We start from the raw sequence: 24,491 nt of genomic DNA, 5'->3' as shown, positions 1-24,491 counted from the left end.
CCCTGACAACGAGGGCGAATTATACGCACAAAACGGAGCAGCACAACCCCTTTTGTAAATTAATTACAAATTAACGAAACCGGCTCAGATCTGAAAGCAAAAAGCCCCGATTCTGATTTCAGAACCGGGGCTTTCAGCAGTATATAGACGATGCAGTAACGTCTTCTATATAAGCTGAGTGTTCAGCTATTAAAGAATGGCCAACAGCTCTACTTCAAATACCAGCACGGAGTACGGAGGGATTGCACCCGCGCCGCGTTCACCGTATGCCAGGTTCTGAGGAATCGTCAGGCGCCACTTGGAGCCAACAGGCATCAGCTGCAATGCTTCAACCCAACCCGCGATAACACCATTAACAGGGAACTCAGCAGGCTGGTCACGAACAACAGAGCTATCAAAAACCTCACCGTTGATCAGCTCACCGTGATAGTGAACACGAACTTTATCTGTCGCAGCAGGCTTCTCGCCCTCACCAACTGTCAGCACTTCATACTGCAGACCGGATTCAGTGATAGTAACGCCTTCTTTCTTAGCATTATCTGCCAGATAGTTGTCGCCCGCCTCGACTGTTTCTTTATGGGCTTCTTTCTGCTTTTCTGCCAAACGCTGCTGAATAACCTCAAAAGCTTCATGCAGCTCCATATCACTCAACTGACTTTCTTTACCTTCATAGGCCTCGCGTAAACCCAGAACGACCTGATCCAGCCCTAAACCTTCAATACCACTGCTTGCCAGCTGCTCGCCCATCTGACGACCAATGCCGTAACCTACTTTTGCTTCAACTGTATTCAGTTCGCTCATTTTAAGGCTTACCCTTTGATTTTATTAAAATTCTATTCTACCACCCCTTTCAGGCATATTCACCCGCACCCTTGAAAGCGAACAAAACCAGCATTCGCATAAAACAGATGATTTTTCTGTTTTTATCTTTTCATGCAGTTCAATAAACCAATGAAGTTTACTTTTACGTAAACGTCTCTTATATTCCGATACACACGACACGGCTCCCAGACTATAAAAAGCCTATGCATTGGCTATATTAAAAACTGGAAAGCCTGTTTTGTGTACCTTACCGGGTACCGCGCAATCAGGTCACAGGCAGGCGGCTTTCGCCATACTGAGCCGTCACTGACAAAATCGGTACCGCCTGTATTTCTGACACAATCAGATGACTAATGACAAAAACAATAAAGGAAAGCTTATGGCTAATTTAAAACAGTCCGCAAAGCAGTCCGAGGCTCCGGTGGTTCACAATCCTGTCTTTATCGATGGCAGCGATCTGACAACCCCTACTCTCAAAATCCTTCGTCAGGATGGTTCTGTCTACGAAGGCGCTGAACTGCCAGATATCAACAAAGAACTGGCACTGAAGATTTACGACACCTTTCAGTTTATCCGGGCTCTTGATGAGCGTATGGTTGCGGCACAGCGCCAGGGCCGCATCAGCTTCTACATGACTGAGATTGGTGAAGAAGCAGCGGACATCGGCAGCACCGCTGCCCTGGCTGATGACGACATGATCATGGCTCAATACCGTGAGCAGGGTGCACTGGCATTCCGCGGCTTCCCCCTTGAACAATTTATGAACCAGATGTTCAGTAATGAAAAAGACCTTGGCAAAGGTCGCCAGATGCCGATCCACTATGGCTCAAAAGACCTTCATTACATGACCATATCTTCTCCTTTGGGCACCCAGTTGCCTCAGGCCGTTGGTTACGCTTACGGCTATAAGCTGGAAGAGAAAGATAACTGCGTCATCTGTTACTTTGGTGAAGGAGCAGCTTCCGAAGGCGACTTCCATGCCGCTATTAATATGGCGGGCGTGTTCAAGGTGCCTGCAATCTTTTTCTGCCGGAATAACGGCTATGCGATTTCAACACCCTCCAGTGAGCAGTTTGCCGGTGATGGCATTGCACCTCGCGCCGTAGCTTATGGCCTCAAAGCGATCCGCGTTGATGGCAATGATGTTCTGGCTGTTTTGAAAGCCACCCAGGAAGCCCGAAAGCTGGCGATTGAGCACAATCAGCCCGTTTTGATTGAAGCGATGACTTATCGCTTAGGCGCACACTCTACCTCAGACGATCCATCCGGTTACCGCAGCAAGAAAGAGGAAGAAAAGTGGCGTGAAAAAGACCCGGTTCTGCGTTTCAAACACTGGCTGATTCAACAGGGCTGGTGGAGCGAAGAACAGGATGCTGACATTGCCGATGCCAAACGCAAAGCGGTTATGGCAGCCATGAAAGAAGCGGAAAAAGTAGCCGCCCCTCATCTTGATGATCTGATTACTGATGTCTACGACACCCCACCTAAACATCTTCAGGAACAGCTGGCTGAGCTAAAAGCTCACATCCGACAATATCCAGATGCCTACCCGAAGACCGCAGGGAGAATCGACCATGAGTAATATGAATCTGCTCCAGGCGGTGAATAACGCGCTGGATATCGCCATGGAAAAAGAGCCTAAAACAGTCTGTTTTGGCGAAGATGTTGGTCACTTTGGTGGCGTGTTCCGTGCCACCAGTCACCTTCAGGAAAAATACGGTAAAAGCCGCTGCTTTAATACGCCGCTGACAGAGCAAGGCATTATTGGTTTTGCTAATGGCTTAGCCGCTGGTGGACATAAGGCGATCGCTGAGATTCAGTTTGCCGATTATATCTTTCCTGCTTTCGACCAGATCGTGAATGAAGCCGCCAAATTCCGTTACCGTTCCGGTAATGAGTTTAATGTTGGCGGCCTGACCATTCGATCGCCTTATGGTGGCGGTATTCACGGAGGCCTGTATCACTCCCAGTCACCGGAAGCCTATTTCACCGGTACTCCGGGTCTGAAAGTGGTTATGCCACGCAACCCGTACCAGGCAAAAGGCCTGTTGCTGGCTTCGATCCGTGATGACAATCCAGTTATTTTCTTTGAACCAAAGCGCCTCTATCGCGCCTCTACCGGCGAAGTACCGGAAGAAGACTATGAGCTCCCGCTGGGCAAGGCAGACGTCATGCAGGAGGGTCGCGATATCACAGTTCTGGGCTGGGGAGCTCAGATGGAAGTACTTGAGAAAGCCGTTGCCATGGCTGCTGAGGACGGTATCTCCTGTGAACTGATCGACCTGCGTACGCTGATGCCTTGGGATGTGGAAACCGTCACCCAATCGGTACAGAAAACCGGCCGCTTGCTGATCAGCCACGAAGCGCCGCTGTCCGGTGGTTTTGCCGGTGAGATCGCGGCGACTATTCAGGATACCTGCTTCCTCTCTCTGGAATCTCCAATCGCCCGGGTTACCGGTTTGGATACCCCCTTCCCGCTGGCTCACGATAAAGAGTATATGCCGGATCATCTGAAAAACTACGAAGCGATTAAACGCAGCGTCTCATTCTGATAACCGCAGGAGATCAACATGATTCAGGAATTTATTCTGCCGGATATCGGTGAAGGCATCGTTGAGTGTGAGCTGGTCGAATGGCTGGTCAAAGAAGGTGATATTATCTCGGAAGATCAGCCCGTGGCTGATGTGATGACCGATAAAGCCTTGGTTCAGATCCCGGCTATGCACCACGGCAAAGTGGTGAAGCTGCACTATAAGCAAGGCGAGATCGCCAAAGTACATGCGCCGCTTTTTGCCGTAGAGATTGAAGCCGAAACCGAAGAAACAGGCACCTCAACCGAAACAGCTGAAACCCAAAGCACGACGACACCGGCCACAACAACTGCAGGCAAGCGCAGTAAAGACTTTATCCTGCCGGATATAGGTGAGGGTATCGTGGAGTGCGAACTGGTAGAGTGGCTGGTCAAGGAAGGTGACTGGGTAGAAGAAGACCAACCTGTTGCCGATGTGATGACCGATAAAGCACTGGTGCAGATCCCATGTATGGATCAGGGGCGCATCAGTAAGCTCTATTATAAGCAGGGCGAAATCGCCAAGGTACACGCACCGCTGTTTGAAATCGAGATTGAAGATGACTCCCAGCCAGCTGCACCGGTAGCCGTAGCCGCAAATGCCGCTGCCGAGACGGTTCAGTCTGCACCGGCAGCAAGTGCGTCGCCGGTTGCCCAGGGTAAAGCGCTGGCTAGCCCTGCGGTTCGTCGTATCGCGCGGGAGCATAATGTCGATATCAGCCAGGTTCAGGGTTCCGGCAAAGATGGCCGTGTGCTGAAGGCCGATATGCAGGCTTATGTCGATGCCGGTCACCAGAACCCGACAGCGGCTGAACAGGCTGCAACCTCTGCGCCTCAGACAGCAACCGCCCAAACCGGTGGCAAAGAAGATCGCGTTGAAGCGATACGCGGCATTAAAGCGGCCATGGCGAAGCAGATGGTCAACTCAGTATCCACCATTCCGCATTTCACCTATGCAGAAGATATGGATATTACCGACCTGATCGCCCTACGTAAGAAGCTGAAACCGGGCATGGAAGCCAAGGGTGTTAAGCTAACCCTGATGCCGTTCTTTATGAAGGCAATGGCCTTAGCGATTCAGGAATATCCTGTGCTGAACAGTCGGATTAATGACGACTGCACCGAGCTGACTTACCTCGGCAGCGTGAATATCGGTATGGCAGTGGATACCCCAATCGGTCTTTTGGTGCCTAACGTGAAGAATGTTCAGGATCTGAGCATTAAAGAGATCGCGCAAGAAGTTTCCCGCCTGACCGAAGCCGCTCGGGCGGGTCGTGTCAGTCAGGACGACCTGAAAGGTGGCACCATCAGCATCTCCAATATCGGAGCGTTAGGTGGCACGGTGGCCACACCGATCATCAATAAGCCGGAAGCCGCTATCGTGGCACTGGGGCGTACCCAGTCTCTGCCACGGTTTGATGCTGCAGGTGCGGTGATCGCAAGGGATATTATGCAGGTCAGCTGGTCGGGAGATCACCGAATTATCGACGGTGGTACCATCGCCCGCTTCTGTAACCTCTGGAAAGAGTATCTGGAAGACCCCACCGCGATGCTGGTCGATCTTCACTGATCGAGTCGCCTGACTAAGATGCAGATCAGTGCATAAGACGCGGAGCAAACAGGCACCTGAAGCAAATTCCGGTGCCTGTTTTGCTTTTACCGCCAGGCAAAAGATAGCAATATTAAGCCGCTATCTTAGAAGAAAAACATTAAGCCGCCACCTTAAACCAGAAGCAGGGTCGCTTATGCCAGAACATACCAGAACACAGGCAAACAAGAAGACTGAATACGACTCTCAGTTACAGCACTTCTATATCAACGAAGAGCAGTCGATCTACCTGATGAGTCATCAGGATGCCCAGAAAATTAAAGATTGGGTCGACCTTTGCGAAAGCCAGCTGCGCCAACATGGCTTTAGCCAGATCGAGTTTATCGGCAAGGGTGCTTATGGCTTTGTCTTCGGCGGCCTGTCACCAGCAGGTAATCACTACGTCTTTAAATTCTCCCGTATCAACCTGCCCCAGCATATTCAGGACAGGCTTGAAGAAGAAGCCTGGATGCAACAACAGCTGGGCCATGCCAATATCCCCACGGTTATTGAATACACCCGAATCAAGAAGCAATCCATACTTATTATGGAGCGTGCAAAAGGGATGGATCTGGAGCAGTTCAGCCTGAAACATGGCCCGTTACCGCCCCGGCTGGTGGTGAGCATCGCCGCGCAACTACGGGATATTCTCTGGGCGATGCGTACCTTTCAGGAACAAAAACCGGATGGACAAGGTGATATTAAGCCCATCGTTCATGGTGACATCAAACCTTCTAATGTCGTCATCGACCCCGAAACGGAAACTGTAAAGCTCATCGACTGGGGCTCCAGTGTTTTTGCGCAACTGGATGCACAGGGGCAACCCGTCGGTGATACCGGTATCAGCATGATGAGCGCCGACCATCAGCACACCAACGCCAAACTGGGTGATGTCTATTTTATCGGCGAGGAACAACTAAGCGGCGCCCTCTCCTCTCCCCGCTTTGATGAACAAGGTGCAGCAGGGACGCTGTACGCTATCGCCTCGGGCCAGTCCTGCCGTTATGGTCATAAAGCGATACCGGCAACCTCCCTAGGGCTTCCCATCGAGTTTGCCCGCACCCTGCAAACCCTATTGGATGATGACCTGCGAAAGCGCCAGCAGGCCGGGGACTACTTTATCCGCGAGATGCCCAGGATGCAGCATCTGGTTTTTGGCGCAGATCAGTGGCCCAACCACAAACCCCTGGTGCCGGTGTGGAGCCACCAGAAGACCGTCGCCATCGATACCGTAGTCTACAACTCCCGCAAAACCTTTCTGCGGGAAGAGCAACAGGATCACTATCTGGCAGATGTGAACGATGTCGAACTGGAGAAATACTATAAGAACTTTATGCACGGCATGGGCAAAACTGAGCGAGCCTTCCTAGCCAGTATCAGCCGCTTAGGTAAGTACCCACTTGTGGGTGGGCTAGGGATTCACTGGAATGAGAAAGGCGTGCATATCGATTCCAGCCTTAACCTCTATGAACCTGAGCTGCAACCGGCGTTTACCGCAGCAGTGAACAATATGGTGCATCTGGCCCGCTCAATTCATCGGGTAGGGATCTTTAAATGCTGTATGTTTAACGCCCGTGTCACCCTGCATATGGAGCGGGACAATCCGGACGAGCCGTTTAAGGTCCCAGACAATGCGGAAATTCCCTTTGAGGTCACACCCGCACCACCGGTGGAGGAGCCCAGCCGCCTGCACTCTTATTTTGAAGATGGTGAAGACCCGGAAGAGCTACTGGTACTGCCCGACCCGATCCGGAAACAGGTGGAACGCCTGAACCAGATCCGCCATACCGGTTGTATTATTTTTGAGAGCCTGCCCAAGCACCTCAAACTGCACAGTTATTATGTGCTGCTGGATGAGAGCAAAGAGGAAGAGTTTCGGGATGCACTGCGGATTATTCTGGAGAATATTCCCCTGATTGATGGTCAGGGGATTTCAGGGTTTATGAAACTGCCCTATAAAAATACGCGCAGCTTTAGCCATCTGGAGTGCCAGCCGGATCATTTCTACCCGAGAAACCCGAAAGAGCAGCTGTGAGTGGTGTTGAGATGGGAAAATAACCTCTCCGGTTGGAGAGGTTATTTTTTAGCTCTTAAGCTTAACACCGGATTGTGAATATTGGCGACTTTTAGAGTTTTTCCAAAAAGCAGCAGGATTTACAATCTCATTACTTTAATTTTTTATATTATATTGATCTCAGTTAACCTTTATTGTAGCTATTAACTCTTTAGCCACTTGACGAGCTAACTGAGACCTAACCTCTATAGAGTTAGTCCATTGTTGCTCACAGCGACCTGAGCTAATAGATGGTTTTAACAGGTCCACGTTATATTTGAAATCAGGAAAATCGACAGACTTACCAAACCTACCTTGTCGGGCAATAGGAGTATTGTTTTTTGATACGAATCTTTTTATCTCATTTTCATTGGAAACATATTCTCTACTGCCCATTTCGACAGATAAATCATGAACCCCTGAGCTGAACTCATTAAGCTCGTGCTCTCCAATCCAGGTAATCGCTCCCGTTTTAACATAAATCAATTTTGCATTTAACTGAGATGAAATTACAGCGCAGCGAACAATAGAATTATTATTGCTTTCAAAATATTTTTTGATTCCCGGGTTATTTCTGACAAACTCTCTGACACTGCTGATATGTCGAAGATCTTTATTCACACTTGTTTTTTTCTCGGTATCAAACAAATTGATTTGAAGTATATAGTCCGCTTTAATATCACCAGATTCTGCAGCCCTAATGACTTCGGATATATCAGTTAGCTCTCGATCGCCTTCTCGTCTTGTCTTACCAGCCGAGGCTGATTGCAGCTTATCTTTAAATAGTTTTATTTCATCCGCATATTCTATTGAGTTTATTTCTTTATTATCATACTTTCTTTTTAACTCTGCTAGAACAGGCTGGATTTCAGGGGCAACTTGAGAATGAAGGCATCTATATTCATTTAAATTACAACGAGATTCATCACGAAGGGTTCTAAGCTTAGCTTCAAACTTTGATCTACTTAGAACATCGAAGCCTTTCCTTATTAATTCCTTTTCAATTTGCTGCTCTGCTAAATTGAAAAAATCCTTCGTTTTAAAATCTTGATTTCCGGCATTTTTCATAGATCTTTCTTCGAATAGTTTCGAAGGGACATTAATTACAATAGAGCTACCCAAGTCAATATCACGAGATAAGTTCTGCACCACATTATCGTAAATATCGGATTTATCATCAAATTTCACACTTACATCAATTACCTCAACCTTATCTTCTGGTATATCAGGCATTGATAACGGCGGAGCATACTTTGGAGTACTGCTACAGCCTGCAAGCAGAGCCAGCAAAGCAATCATTATTATTTGATAATTTTTCATATATTTCTCTTAAAGTTGTTTTAATATAACGCCGCCAGTAGCGACTGAAAAGCTGCTCACGGGTTTGAGGTCCAGTGACCAACGAAAGCCTTGCAGACTAGCCCTATTAAGTTTCATTTTCTGAATGCTTTTTCAGCTCCATCGCTTTCAGCTAGGCACCTGATCAATATTCAGGCGTTGCACAATGGGCAGAAGAGCTCTGGGGTAAAGCTGTGCTTATCTTCCCGCTGGCAGCGCCCTGCCCAGTCGAGTAATTCAAGATAATCGGCATAATCAAAAAAAATCGCGTGAGCATACGGAGTATCAACGGTACTGATCTTCTCATTACAGGCACGGATCATAGTGTGATCCTCCATGATTTCGCCAGTGACTTAAGTCTAGATCAGGTATCTGATTTTAGAAATCATAGGACACCCATAATTTAATTCAGCCATATTAACACGCTAAACCTGCTTTCTGTTTACCTGAAAAGAACCTGCAGCTGCTGCCCGGATGAGATCCATGCCAGCCTTTTATCCCGCCCGGCATTACTGGAGCATTCACCCTTTTGATAACGCTCGATCAGAAGCGGCCGCTTTAAACAGCGGATTACCTCATCCTCAGCCCCAACCTGATTGATATAAAGCACCAGATGGTAATGATTGGACATAATGGAGTAAGCGCACACATCTACCGCGAACATCTGACCCAAAGCGGTTAAACGATCCGGAATTCATTGGCGGTGGTGTTTATAGGACTAGCTGGAAAAGAAAAGGTATCTTCACCGCATAAAAATGCCCGCTGAACACAGCGGGCGATGCAATGGTAATACAGGGTGTTAGCAGTGCTGATCTACTCATAGCGGGCACGAGTCATAGTGTAATCTTCCATAATTTCACCAATGACTTAAGAATAGATCAGGCGGCTGGTTTTGGTAGGGCCAAATTATGAACTTATAGGCCTGGTTCGAAATAAAATTATTGGAATATATTTTTCTAACTCGTTATTAATTATAATAAAAAAATCAATACACTGACTTTATTTTATCACTCCATGCTTCAATGGTCCCTGCGGTTGCCCTGTCAGCATTATCAAAGTAAAAATGCTGCTTTACAGCCAAACCGCAATAAGTGTAAATACCTCTATCTGATGTTAGCGACAGTGCTTTGTCCATTCCAATTGTTTCATATTCAGTACGTGATTTTCCATGTGTATTGATAATGACAGTTTCTTTTCCTATGAGTAAACCGTTCTGAACGCCTTGGTCGTAACGATAGGCAAACCCATAACTGAGCACTCTATCGATATAGCCTTTCAGTATTGCGGGCAAACCTGTCCACCAGATCGGATAAATAAGCGTAATACAGTCTGACCAAGAGATAAAAGCCTGCTCTTGTTCCACATCACTTGCCACTTGTCCTTTCTTTTGCCCATTAATATCATTTAAAGATAAAATAGGGTTGAAATTCATATGGTACAAATCCCTGACTTCTACGTCATGCCCTTTCTCCAGCAAATGCTCGACAAGCATTTTTTTTAATCTACCATTTAAACTTTCATGATTGGGATGAGCGAAAACAATCAAATGTCTCATAGTTATATCTCCTATTCTAAATGTGACAATTCAAAAATAAGAGATCGCTATTCATAATGATTGTAAGAAAACGAAAATCAGGTTACGGGGTTGCATATGTTCTGTTGAATTTTAAGGTATTGTGACGGGCTCAGATTGAAATAATACTTAAAATCACGAATGAGATGACTCTGGTCATAGTAGCCACACTCGAATATGACTTCAAACCAATCCATTTTTAGCCCATTCGCTGTAATTTTTTGTATAAGATTTAAAGCTCGTAAAAATCGTTGATAGCGATTAAATTCTTTTGCTGAATATCCGAAATATTTCTTATGATGCATTTGAATGGTACGTATTGTCTTATTATGCCTATCTGCTATGGTTTTAATTGGGTCTGATGTTAGCTCCTTAAAATTAGAAAGTTGTTCGGCAAGCGAGGTGCGTTGACTCAGGTGTTGCCTGCAAAGGTCTAGGATATAATTAACACGATTATTTGTGTCATTTTCTTTTTTTAGTTCACTCCACATAGCCGTAAAGCAGTCGTTATAAAATAATTCATCATGATGTATTGTTAAATTTTCTGAAACGAATGAACGCCCAAATAAGCGATAAAATGCATCATTTTTAAAATTCACGACTAAAATCTCAGAATTTGCAGGCAAGGAATATTGAAAGGCGTATTTTATCGGCCCCAAAATGAGGTACTTGTCCAAAATAATTTGCAAATTTTGTTTTTTTTCAAACAAAATACTTGTTCCAAAACTGAAAATCAGAATTGTCTGAAAAGAAGGCAGTAAGGTTTTGGTAATGTTTTCGTTCGATTTGTTTTCGGAATAATAAAAATGAGAAAATACATCCTCAAATTCTTTCGGGACATCTATTCGGTAGCTGGTGTGTTTAGAATTATTTTCCGCCATGTTTTCCTTAATATTTCTGTGGAGTAGTTTTTTATAAGACTGTATTTACTCTGTGTCACAGACTGACCTATCCGTATTTTGCCAGTTTTTCTATATTGTGCACCAGTCAATACAGTTGCCATTGTACCCGCACTATATTAACGCGTTAAATCCGCTTTCTGACCTATCTGAAAATAGCCTGCTGCTAACCCGATGAGATCCATGCCAGTCCTTATCCTGAGCAAACGGCTGCAGCTTTCTGAACTGCCCTACCGCACGGCAGCGTCCAGCTCAATCGACCAACGCCAGATAGTCCGCATAATCAAAAGCGATCACCTGTTCGCTGCCCGTCTGAGTGGAGGATAAGGCTTTCAGTTTGGGTAGGTCGCCATCGTCCCGGGCTTGAGTCCCTTGCCGGATACGTTGCTGAACTGAGGTAAAATCCGAGTGTTTCAGGCAATCAGTAAGCCCCGCCCTCACCGGATTCAGGTCGACATAGGCCATGCAGGTTAACAGCGGCTGGTTTGGGCAGTATCAAATTATGGGTGTCCTGGTTTTTTGTGATAAACCACGTCGCTTAGCGTTCGCCTTTCACTTCAAAATCATCTGCTGCTAACAATGCACTGCCGTCCGCTTGAATACGCCATTGTTCATGATGAACGACGCCGAAGGCTTTGTTCATTGTCCATTTAGCAGTTAATACATAACTATCATCATTCATTGTCACCCATTCAACATCGGTGTAATCGACGTCGCTAAAGCCTTGATCAATGATACCTTGCCAAAATGACTGGATCGCTTCACGACCAGTGAATGTGCCAAATGGACGGGCGTGCATGACGCTATCTTCTTCATATTGCGCTGCGCAACCTGCTGCATCTTGATTGTTAAAGGCCGCCTGCCATGCCGCGATACCAGCTTTACAGGCCAATAGAGTTTGTTCTTGTGTCATTGTCTTTCTCCGATAAGTGTCTTGCGAATTTATAACGCTGTGACCGTTGTCTAGGTGTATGGCGGCACTTTAGCGCCATAACTAACAAACAAAAACAGACCAATCAGAAAACACTGTTAAGATAAACAGAACAATAGTCATAACCGACGACCAGCAGCAATCTACGCGAGACGATACCAGGTAAGCATAAATAATGAGTAAACTTAAACAAATGACGGTATTTATGTACGTCGTTAAACTCGGTTCGATAACCCGCGCAGCGGAAAAACTCGACGTCTCGAAGTCGGTTATCAGTCAGCATCTTAAGCAACTGGAAACAGAGCTTGCGGTCACTTTGCTTAAACGCACCACACGTAAACAAAGCCTGACACCTGCAGGTGAGCATTTCTACCAACAGTGTTGCACCCTGCATGAACTAGCAGAACAAGCTTGGCAAGACGCCCAGCAATTACAACTTACGCCTAAAGGGCTAATCAAGATAACCGCTCCGCATGCATTAATGGAGCACCTGGTATTACCGGCCCTGCACGATGTGTTTTATGCCTATCCCGAGGTCGAGTTAGAGCTGATTAGTCATGATGGGCAATTAGACTTGATGCAAGAAGGTATTGATATTGCGATACGGGTTGGCGAATCAAAAATAAGTAATCTGAAACAAAAGCGTATTGGTGATTTTAGAGATGTGCTTTGTGGCTCACTGCAAACGGCTAAAGCCTGCCAGAGTGATATTGAAGCATTAAAAGTCGATCAGGTCAGATACGTCGCTAACCACTGGCAAGAAAAGTCGATCCATCACAGCTTTAGCCGTAAAGACGGTCACAGTGATAAAAATAGCACACCAGCCTTTGAACTTAATTTTAAAAACCATCACAAGGCTAATACCCTATCCACTTGTTTGAGTATGTTAGAGCAAGGGTTTGGTGTTGGTATAATTCCAGACTTTATCTTTGCCAAGCACCGCCAGTCGTTAGCGGAGCTGTTTCCTGATTATCAACTCGATAAGGTCAATGTCTATGCATTGCACCCTTATCAGGCTGCGGTGCCTATTGGCGTAAAGATGGCGATAGAGGCTATTGCTAAGCGGCTTAGTTAAAGTTAGCTTTTTGGCGGAATTATGTGGGACATCCATAATTTCACCATTGACTTAAGAGTGGATCAGAGGGCTGATTTTGGTAGAGTCAAATTATGGGTGTCCCGGTTTTCCTGCTATTTAGCTAGCACCGACAAGCAATGCTGGACTCTTAACTTAAACTCATGATGCGTTAGGCAGTCTTACAACCATTTCCATTTCGACCAAAAACTCAGGAGAAGCCAATGCCTGAACACCAACACCGGTTATACACGGCTTTTCACCTTCAAAAATAGACAGTAACACTGGCATCAATACCTCCATTTTTTCAGGCATCAGATCAACAACATAGATCCTTGCTTGTACAATCTCTTTGGGTGACGCTCCCAAAGCAGTGAGTGCCGCTTTTATGTTTTCGGATACAACTTCCATTTGCGAAGCCAGATCACAGGGTATCTCATCACTGTTCCGTTGTGTTGCAACTTGCCCTGAAATGTAGGCCATCCTTCCCGGATTGACTATCGATATTTGCGAATAGCCAATGGCTTCGCTATTTGGCATTGTTGGCGGGTTTAATCTTTCGATTAACATAAGTGTTCTCCTGCTTTAATTAGGACATAAAATCTTTATATAACAACGGAGTAGTAATGATTTATCTGATAATTCTTAATAAATGACACCGCACTATCCATTGCGAGTTCAGACTCTGGCAGCATTCCTGCAAAAGATGCAGAAGCATGGAACCAACCGCATAAAACCTCATTTTCTTTTTGAGTTAGCATATAGAAACTACAAGAAACCTCTTCTACAATTGAAACCATATCAAATAAATTGGAGAATAGTTTTCCCCTATGAAATGCAGAAATTTCCCGAATGCCGCTCCCTATGGTACGTCCTTAGACTTAACCGCTATCCGTATTTTTGTTGCTATCGCAGACACTGGAAGTTTTGTTGCCGCCGGAAAAAGCATGGGATTAACACGCTCTGCAGCCGGTAAAGCACTAACCCGTTTAGAAGAATATTTGGAAACGCGGCTTTTTCAACGAACCACTCGTCAAGTGACACTGACAGCCGAAGGCCAGGAATTTTATGAGCGGTGTGTTCAGATACTTAATATCCTCGAAGTAGCAGAATCCAGTCTGCGCTCTCAACCAACACAACTTAAAGGAATACTACGAATCACTGTTTCTGAAGGATATGGAAAAACCGTCATACTTCCGTTAATTTACAAGTTTCAACAACAGTTTCCTGAGCTTTCTTTTGATATTAGCTTTACTGACCGCATTGTTGACTTAGTCGAAGAAGGCGTTGATTTAGCCATTAGGGTGGGTGACTCTTATACGAGTACACAATATATTTCACGTGCTATTGATAGGTCGAGACTGGGGCTATATGCCTCACCTGGATATTTGGAAAAAAATGATGCGCCAACGAATCTCGCTGATTTAAGTGCCCATCAATTATTAATTTACGGCTCATCAGCAACCCCAAACTACTTTCAGTTAAACTGCAAAAATAATCATATTGTTAAGTCTCAAGGGAAATCATTTTTAAAATTTGATAGTGGCGATGCAATTCGCATAGCTTGTTGCACAGATATGGGCATCAGTTTGTTGCCTGAGTTCTTAGTTGAAAATGATGTAAACGCAGGACGACTTATTCCTTTGTATCTCGATGACTTACAACTTGGAGAGATTAAAGTACATTCGATTTATCCAAACCGCCAATTTCTTTCGAATCGTGTTCGTATCTTTCTTGATACATTAAAGGACTATTTAGAACGGGATTAGATTAATTGTCACTGCTTTAACAACATTACCGATAGTCTAAGAAACAGGGATTTTCCCCTATTTAGATCTTAGGCTGGGCGACCTTCTCTATCATTCTTATAGGACTGGTGAAACGCGGAAAGACCCAGCTTTTCTGACTCTTTATAAAAAATGGGGATAATGCAGTGCATGCTAAAATGACCCCGGCTGCAACTGATCCTGATAATTAATGACCATCATCGACGTTTGATTGTAGTCATCTTGCTTGAATCGAGCCATCACCGCCTCCTGCGTTTGAACTTCATGATGCTGTGCTTGGTGTAGAGCCCTAAAGCCATGATTAAAATAGAGATCAATATTTAAGCTCTCGCATTGCATGTACAGTGTTTTAATACCCAAATTCAAAGCTTTTCTTTCGCTGACGCTAATAAGTGATGAGTAACACCTTTGCGTCTGTGATTACTGTGGGTAAACACACCACCAATCCAACTTTCATATTCCGATCACATAGACATAATGATCCCCGGAGAAAGTGCCGACCGCCTGCGTTTATCGTGAGTTAGTCAAACAAGAGCCACACTGTTAGGTGCAAGCCTTATCAGAACAGGAGGTCGACATGTCTAAATCTAGCACGTTTCTCATTGGGCTAGATGTTCACACAGAGATCACAGGCATGCATGGTCGTCACATTGGCCTTTATAAGTATCTTTAACTCATTGAAGTTAATTTTTTCTCATTTCAGCACTTATTATGTTGGCTAATTCAGCAAACCCATAACCACCAGGACTCTTTGTAATGAAAGCAGGTTGTGTGCTTAGTTTTTGTAGAATAGAGTGAATATTGCTTACGCCAAATGTAGTCGGTAACCATTCAAACATCGATTCATCGTTGAGTGAATCACCAATATAGCCAATATTCTCCAGTCTCAAATCGACAAAATCAGCATTGTGTTTCAGGTACTTCTCGCTTGTATAGCGTTTACTATGCTCACCAACCCAAACATTGATATGTATAGAACTTTGCGTCGCTTTTAAGGGTTGTTCATCGAGTGAGAGTTGGAGAATATCATTGAGCAATCGCGTTGCGATTTCTGTATCAACCTGTTCACGGTCTTGTCCGAGGTTGATTGCGACATCGCAGTAGCGAAAGCCTTGGTCATTCGCGAATTCAATGTCAGGATAACGCTCTAAAACTTGCTCGAGCAGTTCTATTAGCGCCTGCTGTTGTGATCGCATCTTATCCATTGGGATCAGTGAATGAGTATGAAAACCTGCCTCGTTCTTTTGCATCCAAAATGCGCCGTTCTCGCCAATCACGCCGTGAACTGGCCACATCTTAGCAATTTGGTCACACCAACCAGCACACGCACCGGTAACAGCAACCACACAAATACCTGCATCTTTGAGCTTACCCAGCGCCTCCAGAGTTTCAGGAGGGAGTTGCCCCTCCCAAGTGAGCGTGTCGTCTACGTCGGTCAATAACCATTTAATCTCTTTTACCTGAGCGTGAGATAACGCCGTTAAGGGCTTAGGCATTAACAACCTCTTGCGGATTTGTGGTATCTAAATGAACTCGCTTGGATGTTTCACTATCAAATAGATGGACATGATCGAGGTCGACACCAACACCAAACTGATCGCCGATGTTAATTTTCGAGTGTCCCTCTACACGAATGACCATCTCTTGCGCGCTCGAGCCCAGCGTTTTGCAGTAAAGTAACAGATCCGCGCCCAGGGCCTCGATGAGTTCAACCTCAACATAGAACCACGGGGTATCGACGGACATAACTAAATGCTCTGGTCTTAAGCCTAGTTTCACTCTGCCAGGGTTAAGGTTTTTGGAGTCCAATTCAAATAATGCGTTATCGAGTTCGATACCCTCAACGGTGATATTAGCATCAAGGATGTTCATCGATGGAGAGCCGATAAACGTTGCAACAAACAAAGACGCAGGGTTGTCATAGAGCTCGAGTGGAGTACCGACCTGCTCGATATGACCTTTATTTAAAACCACAAGCTTGTCGGCAAGTGTCATTGCCTCAATCTGGTCATGGGTAACATAGACCGATGTGGTTCCAAGGCGGCGCTGCAAGCGTTTGATTTCCAATCGCATCTGAACGCGTAGTTTTGCATCTAGGTTGGATAGTGGCTCATCAAATAGAAACACTTTAGGTTCTCTAACGATGGCACGGCCCATGGCAACACGCTGCCTTTGCCCACCGGAAAGTTCCTTGGGCTTGCGATCCAACAATCCGTTGAGCTCGAGCATATCGGCGGCCTCAGAAACCAAGCGCTGTATTTCTGTTTTAGGTGTTTTGCGGTTTTTTAGCCCGTAAGCCATATTGTCGTAAACAGACATATGCGGATAGAGCGCATAGTTCTGAAACACCATGGCGATATCTCGCTCTCCTGGCTCAAGGTTGTTGACGATCTTGTCATCGATCTTAAGCGTGCCTGAGGTGATCTCCTCAAGGCCGGCTAGCATACGCAACAGTGTTGATTTACCACAGCCACTTGGGCCAACCAACACGACCATTTCGCCATCTTCAATATCAAGGTTAATGTTTGGGATCGCTTGGTAGCCGTTTGGGTAACATTTAGCGATGCTTGAAAGAGTAAGTGTCGACATTTATTTCTCCGAATCTACCAAGCCTTTGACGAATGCTTTTTGCATAGCGATAACGACGATAACTGGTGGCAGCAAAGCGATGATGGTGGTTGCCATAATTTTATTCCATTCAATCACGCCATCAACAACACCTAGCATCTGTTTGATGCCCATAACAATGGTGTAATACTGAACGTCAGTAGTAATGAGTAACGGCCAGAGGTACTGGTTCCAACCATAGATAAAAGTAATCACAAACAATGCAGCGATATTAGTGCGCGAAAGGGGCAGCAAAATATCAAAGAAGAACTTAATTGGACCGGCACCATCGATACGGGCAGCTTCGACAAGTTCATATGGAATCGTCATGAAGAACTGACGGAACAGGAACGTAGCGGTAGCACTTGCAATAAGAGGAATGGTTAATCCATAAAAGGAGTTCAGCATGTTGAGATTAGTAATCACCTCAAACGTCGGCATGATACGTACTTCAACGGGCAACATAAGCGTAAAGAAAATCATCCAGAACGCAATCATGCGGCCACGAAAGCGAAAGAACACAACAGCATAGGCCGACATAATTGAGATAACCAACTTACCAAACGTAATGCATAGGGCCATGATGAGTGAGTTGGTCAGCATATGGGTAATCGGCAGCGCACTATTGTTATATGTGCTTTGATTACTTAACAGCTCACCAAAGACACTAAAGCCCAGGTCACCAAACCACAAAGGTGAACCTGTCGCGAATGCCGTGTTTTCATGTGTGGTTGCGACCAAAGCTACCCATATAGGTAGAGCGATAGACACGATGCCCAGAGCCAAAATTACATGGCAAAAGATCGTAAATAGAGGTCTTCTTTCTACCATCAGTACGCCACCTTTTTCTCTACAAATTTAAACTGAATCACCGTGAGTAGGGCGACAAGAATCATGAGGATGACTGATTGAGCAGCCGACGAACCAAGGTCAAGACCGATGAAACCATCGTTATAAACCTTGTACACCAGAGTAGAAGTGCTGTTGCTCGGGCCGCCCTGCGTCATAGCATGAATAACCGCAAAGGTATCAAAGAACGCGTAGACGAAGTTCACCACCAACAAAAAGAAGCTCGTTGGTGAGATCAACGGGAAACTAATGGTTAGGAAACGCCTCACCGGACCACTTCCATCAATAGCTGCTGCTTCGAGCAGCGATTTAGGCACCGCTTGTAGAGCGGCTAAGAAGAACAGAAAGTTATAGCTGATCTGCTTCCAAGTAGACGTAATAACGACCATCCACATTGCATGTGTGCCGTTGAGAGTTGGATTCCAATTGATACCAACCCATTTGAGGAGATCAGTAATTACGCCAATGGTCGGGTCAAACAGAAACAGCCATAGCGAGCCTGCCACTGCCGGCGCAACGGCATATGGCCAAATCAAAAAGGTACGATACATGGTCGAGCCGCGTACGATGTGCTCTGCAAAAGCGGACAGCACCAACGCACTGACCAATGCCAAAACTGCAACGCTGACGCTAAACTGCAGCGTGGTGAACAGTGAATCCAGGTAATAACTGTCATTGAACAACTTGGTAAAGTTCTCCAATCCAACAAACTCACGGCTAAAGCCGAAAGCATCTTCCAATTGCGTGGATTGGAAAACCGCCTGACCAGCAGGCCATATGAAAAAAACAATAGTAATAATCAGCTGCGGCGCAATGAGCGCGTAGGGCAGCCATTTATTTTTAAATACAACCTGTGAGGACATATCAGATACCGAAAGGCCGCCAGCCTCTATAGGAGGTGGCGGCGAAGAGATGACAACGGGCTATTTCTGTGTGCGTTCGAAGCGACGGAGCTGCTCATTCCCGCGGCGAACCGCATTGTTGAGTGCAGATTTAGCCGATGCGTTCCCAGCCCATACTGCTTCAAGTTCTTCGTTGATGATGTCACGAGTTTGTAAGAAGTTACCAAAACGTACACCTTTTGAGTTCTCAGTTGGCTCTGTAGACGTCATCTGAATAACCGCAGTATCCGTACCTGGGTTTGCTTTATAGAAGCCCTGTTCTTTGGTGAGTTCATAAGCTTGTTTGGTAATTGGTAGGTAACCCGTGAACTGGTGCCAATCTGCTTGAACTTCAGGGCTTGATAGGTAGCTAAAGAACTTCGCTACACCTTTGTACTCTTCAGATGAGTGACCACGAAGCACCCAAAGCGACGCGCCGCCAATGATGGTGTTTTGTGGTTTAGCGATCAGCTCATCGTCATATGGCAATTGCGCTACGCCAACATTGATACCCTTCATGTTCTCTTGGATACCAGCAAGGCTGGCAGATGAGCCCATCGTCATGGCGCATTCCTGAGTATAAAACAAAGGCATACCATCAGACTGGCGACCACCGTACTTAAAGAGGCCCTCTTTAGACCACTCGCCCAGTCGCTCGACATGCTTAACGTAAGGCGAAGCATTGAACTTAAATTCTGTGTTGAAGCCACCAAATCCATTGTTTTCGGTTGCGACCGGGATGTTATTACGCGCACCAAAGTTCTCGATCTGCGTCCATGATTGCCATGTAGTGGTAAAGCCACATTTAGCACCCGAGGCCAACAGCTTGCGAGAGGCCTGCTCCATTTCTTTCCACGTGGTCGGTGCTGATTCAATACCTGCTTTTGTGAACATGTCTTTGTTGTAGTACATCACAGGAGTTGAGCTGTTGAAGGGCATAGACAGCATGTGACCATCGTTAGTCGTGTAGTAGCCAGTGACAGCAGAGAGATAGCTCTCTGGGTTGAACGGCTCTTTGGTGTCTTCCATCAACTCATAAACGGGGTAGATTGCTTGTTCCGCACCCATCATTGTCGCTGTGCCCACTTCAAACACCTGTACAATCGCAGGTTGTTCTTTAGCACGGAACGCAGCAATAGCGCTGGTCATCGTCTCAGCGTAGCTACCCTTAAAAACAGGTTTAATCTCATATTCAGACTGACTAGCGTTGAAATCAACAGCGATTTCATTGACTTTCTGACCCAGCGTGCCACCCATTGCGTGCCACCACTCAACCTCTGTTTTCGCGTGAGCCCCTGTGCTGATAAGCGCGGCTGCCACTGCAATTCCTGTGAGGTGCTTAATAGACATATCTTTTCCCTTCAAAAAATTTGAGTATAAGTAAGAACAGATGTTCACTTATGTTCTGATGTTCTCTCTAAATATTCATATGAAAATTAGACTAGAAAAATGACGATTAAATGACATTAAAATGAACTTATTTGAAAGATTTGTTTTCACAATTTGTTGTTTTTACTGCAATATTTTTGTCATATTGGGTTGCGATGCTACAGGTGGATACAAATGAACATCTTGAGGTAAAAATGAAAACAACAGCACACCGTGGCCTATCCAGTCTTGCGCCCGAAAACACCATCGCGGCCTTTGAACTTGCGGTTAAACAAGGCGCAGAATGGATAGAAATAGACGTCCAACTAAGCCAAGAGAAAGTGCCTGTTGTGATTCATGACAAGACTGTAAATCGCTGCACCAACGGTAGTGGTGCCGTTGCAGAGATGACGATCAGGCAACTGAAAGCACTCGATGCGGGGCTGTGGTTTGGTGAAGCCTATCGGGATGAGTGCGTACCGACACTGGCAGAAACCTTGTTGTTTGCTCAGCGCCATCATGTGAAACTGAACATTGAACTCAAAGTCTACAAGGGCGATGATATTAAGCTGTTATGTCAGCAGGTTAAAACGGTGATAGAAGACGTGGACGTTGCACCAGACCAGCTTCTGTTTTCCAGTTTCTCAACATCAGCATTGCAGCAGATGCAACATATTATGCCAACAGTTCGTCGCGGCCAGCTTTGGCAGAAGATCCCGGATAACGCCTTGAGCCTTCTGGATGACATAGAGGCATATAGTGTTCACTGTGATTATCGTTTCTTGGATGAAGCCACCGCCAGGACGATAAAATCGAAAGGTTATCAGTTGTATTGTTACACACCTAACTTTCCTGATCTGGTAGCCGACTATTGGGATTGGGGCGTGGATATGATGATTACCGATGTCCCTCAAGACTATAAGGTAGCGTCTTAAGTTCTCATCTAAAGAGTTAGACTAACTAACAGCGTTTTCTCTAAAGGAAGCGGGTCTTGAGGGAAGTTAAGGTAACAATATCTACCATGCACAATCTGAGCTTACGCCAAAAAAGAATTATTGATCTTATTCAGCACCAGGAATACTGCACTATCGATGCGCTCTCCTCCCATTTCAATGTCACGACGCAGACAATTCGAAGGGACATTAATAAGCTTTGCTCGTACGGCTTGGCGAGAAGACACCATGGTGGAGTAAGTTTACCGACGACGTTGAGCAATCGTAGCTTTGCATCCCGCAGCGCGACTAATTTGGATGAGAAACAGCTTATCGCTAAGCAAGTCATCGCCCAGATCCCTGATGGCTGTACCTTATTTTTAGGCATAGGGACCACTATTGCAGCTATTGCGGAAAAGCTGGGAAATCACCAGCAATTGCGAGTGGTAACCAATAATTTCCAAGCGGCTCATATCCTTTCCCAACACGACCACATCGAAACCTGGATTGCAGGTGGCAGACTGCGTACTAACGACGGGGATGTGGTCGGTGATAATATTAGCCATTTCTTTGGTCAGTTCTCTGCAGACATCGGTATCATAAGCTGCGCAGCGGTATGCTTAGTGCCAGTGCCCCCAGACTCGCAAGACCCGCCCCAGCTTGACGTAAAGCAAGAAAATTTCGCCATGGAACATGAACTGCACGAAGCCATAGTTAGTAAGGCGATTATTGCTGGTTCACAAAAAAAATGGCTGGTGGTGAATGACAGCAAATGGCAAAAAAAAGCAAGTGCGCGTGTTGTTCCTATACGATGTTTTGATCGTGTATTTGGTCAAGATAAGAATATATAGCACCTTAGCGGCGAACAATAAAATTTGATCAGCTTTCAACCCGTATTTAGACAGCAATGACTTACGGTGATTGCTTGTGTAAAAGCATGCTGGATTAGATCAAATATCGCTGAGTCAGAGATAACGAGCCTGTAGAAAAACCTGTTTTCAGCCAGCTTTTCAGCCTCTTTATGAAAAACAGGAGTAGTACAGAGCATGCTCAAAAGTACCGGGCTGCAACTGATCCAGGTAATTAATGACCACCATCGACGTTTGGTTGTCGTCGTAGCGCTTGAATCGAGCCATCACCGCCTCCTGCGTTTCAAAACCCGATCAGATCATAGTTCGGGAGGTTTTTCTACAGCCTGAACGCTTGGTTCAGGTGCGCCGTAGGCGTCACCTGGAACCACTTGTTATGCGGGCACTTTAAAATCAAAGTCATCTACTAACCTCGCAATTTCTGCGGGATTAGTTGTTGAGGCACTATATTCAGGATCTTCTAGATATGAATTACTTAGAAGATCCTTTATGTAAGTTGCAAAGTTCTTAAAGTTTTCCTCTTCATCAAGCAATTCAAAGTCAAAATCTGAATTTTTCAACTTCCTAAATATTGCTGAAAGTATCATCGAGATAGAAACTTGAAACTTATTTCCTCTTTGTGACACACCATATATTTCCCTTGAGAAAGGAAATTCAGTAATCTTAGCCAGCCTAGAAATAAAGGCATTGAACTCCGAAAAGTTCTTGCTCGATACTTCATAAGAGGCATCAGTATTATTTTCTGACTTTGCTTTCATATAAGCTTCAGCAAATTGTGGTGATTTAACTACCTTTTGTTCTTTTCCCTGATCATTTAAAAACCTCTGATCTATTCCATGCTCGATAATACTTAAGATTACAAAAATGTTTTCTTGAATAGTTTTTTTCTGAAATCGATCTTTTGATACGGAGTAGGCTTTACCTAATACTGATTTAGGATCTTTAATTAGATCAGAACAAAATATATTAACTAAATCATTAGTTTTTGAATCATATACAGCATGCCTAATTTCCTGAGGAGTAAGAGGCTTTGTACCTTTGTTGTACCTACTGAAAATTTCCAGCTCAAATTCTTTGCCAGGAAAGTCACGGAATGTGATGCATGTTATACCCTTGCTCAAGAGAGACGTCTTATTATCAATTTCAAGATCATTAAATGATTTGTCGATGAGGCCAGGCAATAGCTTTAATCCTTTTAGGGAATAAAGGTTGTTTAAATATCTATAAAAGGCTCTCAATCTGTGCTGCCCATCTACAACATTTAATACCTGAACTCCTCGATATTTTTGAGTCGCCAAAAAAATGGGAGGAATAGGGATTTCTAAAAGGGCTGATTCTATTAATGAGCTCTCATCAGTAATTGAAGATCTATACTCCCGTTGATAGTCTGGATCAATAACCACAGCATCATTAAACTTAAGTATTTGATCAGGTGTTAATTCACCTTCAACTTCCTGTAGCTCAAAACCCAGTGCAATCCTTTGAGTTACTGTTTGCCAAGTAAGAGTTTCGTCTTTTCGATTTACATTGAAAACCCCAGCCATCATTCTTCCTCCCTAAGGAAATCGTCAATATCTTGCTGTAGTAAAATATCCTTAGAAACAGAGGAAAGCTCTGGATATATGTGAGAAAAGCTAATTCCCATGGAGAAAAGTGATGACAGAATGTCTTTAGTCGCATCTCCGGGGATTACTAATTTTTTTAATATACTTTCATCTGCGGTATTTTCTAACGGCTCGTCATCATCTTGAAATAAAACGAAGAGTCCCTTTTGGGCATTTATTCTGGAATTTACTTTTCGTCCTTGAACAACTATTGGTCCGTCATGTCCTTCCGCTTTAACATCATCTGAGCCTGAAACATTGACAATCGAAGCTTGCTCCATATTTTTTTGGTTCAGTTCAGCTGGATTCAAAAAATAAACTACAGCATCCTTTTCTATATCGGTTTGAAATGCTTTTTCTACGGCAAACAAAAGAGAGGTTATGTGTGATATCGTAAAGTCCATTAGTTTTGTAGGAAGCCCATAGTGTTGAGCGTACAGCATCCACTCTATGTCATTTTTGATATCCCAAGGTGCTGGCATGTACTGGTAAGAGTTTATTTTGAACTGCGTAAGAAAGTTCCTAATAGCTCTCTTTGGAAACTTTCTATTTCCCGTCTCTCGGTCTTTTCTAAGAGCGCTTGGCAATAGGGGATAATCTCCCGATTGCCCCCTTGAAAGGCTGAACTCCTTTGGTAATTCTTCTACAAAAGAAGTGTACTCACTCAGTTTACTGATTTTCATTCATTTTTATCCCTACAGTTCTATATTTCCCAGTCCATCGACTTAAATCACATAACGAGGCTATAG

24 protein-coding genes are annotated in these 24,491 nt (G+C 44.9%); 8 read left to right on the top strand and 16 right to left on the bottom strand.

Going from position 1 to position 24,491, the window contains the following annotated elements:
• Positions 1–189 precede the first annotated feature (189 nt).
• On the bottom strand, positions 190–801 hold the full coding sequence (locus ACN0R8_RS12995; protein ID WP_417598080.1) for an FKBP-type peptidyl-prolyl cis-trans isomerase: 612 nt from the start codon (positions 799–801) through the stop codon (positions 190–192).
• Between the two features lie 400 nt (positions 802–1,201).
• Between ACN0R8_RS12995 and ACN0R8_RS12990 the strand changes: the two genes are divergently transcribed.
• The 4 genes from ACN0R8_RS12990 to ACN0R8_RS12975 all read left to right on the top strand — a co-directional run bounded on the left by ACN0R8_RS12990 (position 1,202) and on the right by ACN0R8_RS12975 (position 7,014).
• On the top strand, positions 1,202–2,404 hold the full coding sequence (locus ACN0R8_RS12990) for a thiamine pyrophosphate-dependent dehydrogenase E1 component subunit alpha (protein ID WP_417598078.1): 1,203 nt from the start codon (positions 1,202–1,204) through the stop codon (positions 2,402–2,404).
• Positions 2,397–3,374 (top strand): alpha-ketoacid dehydrogenase subunit beta, encoded by a 978-nt coding sequence (locus ACN0R8_RS12985; RefSeq protein WP_417598076.1) that lies wholly within the window; start codon positions 2,397–2,399, stop codon positions 3,372–3,374. Before ACN0R8_RS12990 ends, ACN0R8_RS12985 begins: the two co-directional genes overlap by 8 nt.
• 18 nt (positions 3,375–3,392) lie before the next feature.
• Positions 3,393–4,961 (top strand): dihydrolipoyllysine-residue acetyltransferase, encoded by a 1,569-nt coding sequence (locus ACN0R8_RS12980; protein WP_417598074.1) that lies wholly within the window; start codon positions 3,393–3,395, stop codon positions 4,959–4,961.
• A 175-nt stretch (positions 4,962–5,136) separates the two neighbouring features.
• Complete coding sequence (locus tag ACN0R8_RS12975) at positions 5,137–7,014, top strand: protein kinase domain-containing protein (RefSeq protein WP_417598072.1); 1,878 nt, start codon at positions 5,137–5,139, stop codon at positions 7,012–7,014.
• Positions 7,015–7,173: 159 nt separating this feature from the next.
• On the opposite strand, the gene ACN0R8_RS12970 is transcribed toward ACN0R8_RS12975, so the two are convergent.
• From ACN0R8_RS12970 to ACN0R8_RS12940, 7 genes are all read right to left on the bottom strand, one after another.
• Positions 7,174–8,352 (bottom strand): hypothetical protein, encoded by a 1,179-nt coding sequence (locus ACN0R8_RS12970; protein WP_417598070.1) that lies wholly within the window; start codon positions 8,350–8,352, stop codon positions 7,174–7,176.
• Between the two features lie 170 nt (positions 8,353–8,522).
• Positions 8,523–8,708 (bottom strand): hypothetical protein, encoded by a 186-nt coding sequence (locus ACN0R8_RS12965; protein WP_417598068.1) that lies wholly within the window; start codon positions 8,706–8,708, stop codon positions 8,523–8,525.
• 104 nt (positions 8,709–8,812) lie between these two features.
• Complete coding sequence (locus ACN0R8_RS12960) at positions 8,813–9,043, bottom strand: hypothetical protein (RefSeq protein WP_417598066.1); 231 nt, start codon at positions 9,041–9,043, stop codon at positions 8,813–8,815.
• Between the two features lie 312 nt (positions 9,044–9,355).
• Positions 9,356–9,925, bottom strand: a complete 570-nt coding sequence (locus ACN0R8_RS12955; RefSeq protein WP_417598064.1) for an NAD(P)H-dependent oxidoreductase — start codon at positions 9,923–9,925, stop codon at positions 9,356–9,358.
• 77 nt (positions 9,926–10,002) lie between these two features.
• On the bottom strand, positions 10,003–10,824 hold the full coding sequence (locus ACN0R8_RS12950) for a helix-turn-helix domain-containing protein (RefSeq protein WP_417598062.1): 822 nt from the start codon (positions 10,822–10,824) through the stop codon (positions 10,003–10,005).
• Positions 10,825–11,094: 270 nt separating this feature from the next.
• Complete coding sequence (locus tag ACN0R8_RS12945) at positions 11,095–11,307, bottom strand: hypothetical protein (RefSeq protein WP_417598060.1); 213 nt, start codon at positions 11,305–11,307, stop codon at positions 11,095–11,097.
• 73 nt (positions 11,308–11,380) lie between these two features.
• Entirely contained in the window at positions 11,381–11,755 is a 375-nt protein-coding gene (locus ACN0R8_RS12940; protein ID WP_417598057.1) for a YybH family protein, read from the bottom strand.
• A 193-nt stretch (positions 11,756–11,948) separates the two neighbouring features.
• Between ACN0R8_RS12940 and ACN0R8_RS12935 the strand changes: the two genes are divergently transcribed.
• Positions 11,949–12,848, top strand: a complete 900-nt coding sequence (locus ACN0R8_RS12935) for a LysR family transcriptional regulator (RefSeq protein ID WP_417598055.1) — start codon at positions 11,949–11,951, stop codon at positions 12,846–12,848.
• 159 nt (positions 12,849–13,007) lie between these two features.
• On the opposite strand, the gene ACN0R8_RS12930 is transcribed toward ACN0R8_RS12935, so the two are convergent.
• On the bottom strand, positions 13,008–13,415 hold the full coding sequence (locus tag ACN0R8_RS12930; RefSeq protein WP_417598053.1) for a RidA family protein: 408 nt from the start codon (positions 13,413–13,415) through the stop codon (positions 13,008–13,010).
• A gap of 260 nt (positions 13,416–13,675) precedes the next feature.
• Between ACN0R8_RS12930 and ACN0R8_RS12925 the strand changes: the two genes are divergently transcribed.
• Positions 13,676–14,614, top strand: coding sequence for a LysR family transcriptional regulator (locus ACN0R8_RS12925; protein ID WP_417598051.1), 939 nt, complete (start codon positions 13,676–13,678; stop codon positions 14,612–14,614).
• Positions 14,615–15,315: 701 nt separating this feature from the next.
• Here the strand turns inward: ACN0R8_RS12925 and ACN0R8_RS12920 are convergent.
• The 5 genes from ACN0R8_RS12920 to ugpB are packed head-to-tail and all read right to left on the bottom strand — an operon-like array spanning position 15,316 to position 20,319.
• Positions 15,316–16,128: an HAD family hydrolase gene (locus tag ACN0R8_RS12920; RefSeq protein ID WP_417598049.1), complete on the bottom strand. Its 813-nt coding sequence runs from the start codon at positions 16,126–16,128 to the stop codon at positions 15,316–15,318.
• Positions 16,121–17,221 (bottom strand): sn-glycerol-3-phosphate import ATP-binding protein UgpC, encoded by a 1,101-nt coding sequence (locus ACN0R8_RS12915; protein WP_417598047.1) that lies wholly within the window; start codon positions 17,219–17,221, stop codon positions 16,121–16,123. Before ACN0R8_RS12915 ends, ACN0R8_RS12920 begins: the two co-directional genes overlap by 8 nt.
• The gene (ugpE, locus tag ACN0R8_RS12910) at positions 17,222–18,070 is read right to left on the bottom strand and encodes a sn-glycerol-3-phosphate ABC transporter permease UgpE (RefSeq protein WP_417598045.1); all 849 of its coding nucleotides are present in this window, start codon (positions 18,068–18,070) and stop codon (positions 17,222–17,224) included. It abuts the gene before it with no gap.
• A complete protein-coding gene (ugpA, locus tag ACN0R8_RS12905; protein WP_417598043.1) occupies positions 18,070–18,951 on the bottom strand; it encodes a sn-glycerol-3-phosphate ABC transporter permease UgpA in 882 nt (293 codons plus the stop codon). Before ugpA ends, ugpE begins: the two co-directional genes overlap by 1 nt.
• A 60-nt stretch (positions 18,952–19,011) precedes the next feature.
• On the bottom strand, positions 19,012–20,319 hold the full coding sequence (gene ugpB / locus ACN0R8_RS12900; RefSeq protein ID WP_417598041.1) for a sn-glycerol-3-phosphate ABC transporter substrate-binding protein UgpB: 1,308 nt from the start codon (positions 20,317–20,319) through the stop codon (positions 19,012–19,014).
• Positions 20,320–20,552: 233 nt separating this feature from the next.
• Here ugpB and ACN0R8_RS12895 point away from each other — a divergent pair, with 233 nt between their 5' ends.
• Together ACN0R8_RS12895 and ACN0R8_RS12890 are read left to right on the top strand one after the other, a co-directional pair.
• Positions 20,553–21,272, top strand: coding sequence for a glycerophosphoryl diester phosphodiesterase (locus ACN0R8_RS12895; RefSeq protein ID WP_417598039.1), 720 nt, complete (start codon positions 20,553–20,555; stop codon positions 21,270–21,272).
• A gap of 86 nt (positions 21,273–21,358) precedes the next feature.
• Positions 21,359–22,120 (top strand): DeoR/GlpR family DNA-binding transcription regulator, encoded by a 762-nt coding sequence (locus ACN0R8_RS12890; RefSeq protein ID WP_417598037.1) that lies wholly within the window; start codon positions 21,359–21,361, stop codon positions 22,118–22,120.
• 392 nt (positions 22,121–22,512) lie between these two features.
• Here ACN0R8_RS12890 and ACN0R8_RS12885 read toward each other — a convergent pair whose 3' ends face one another.
• Both ACN0R8_RS12885 and ACN0R8_RS12880 read right to left on the bottom strand, forming a co-directional pair.
• On the bottom strand, positions 22,513–23,685 hold the full coding sequence (locus ACN0R8_RS12885) for a DUF262 domain-containing protein (protein WP_417598035.1): 1,173 nt from the start codon (positions 23,683–23,685) through the stop codon (positions 22,513–22,515).
• Positions 23,682–24,425, bottom strand: a complete 744-nt coding sequence (locus ACN0R8_RS12880) for an FRG domain-containing protein (RefSeq protein ID WP_417598033.1) — start codon at positions 24,423–24,425, stop codon at positions 23,682–23,684. Before ACN0R8_RS12880 ends, ACN0R8_RS12885 begins: the two co-directional genes overlap by 4 nt.
• Between the last annotated feature and the right edge of the window lie 66 nt (positions 24,426–24,491).

It is taken from the genome of Oceanospirillum sp. (genome assembly GCF_048265165.1).
Classification (GTDB): Bacteria; Pseudomonadota; Gammaproteobacteria; order Pseudomonadales; family Halomonadaceae; genus Oceanospirillum.
This window is presented reverse-complemented; position numbering and strand designations above follow the sequence as displayed.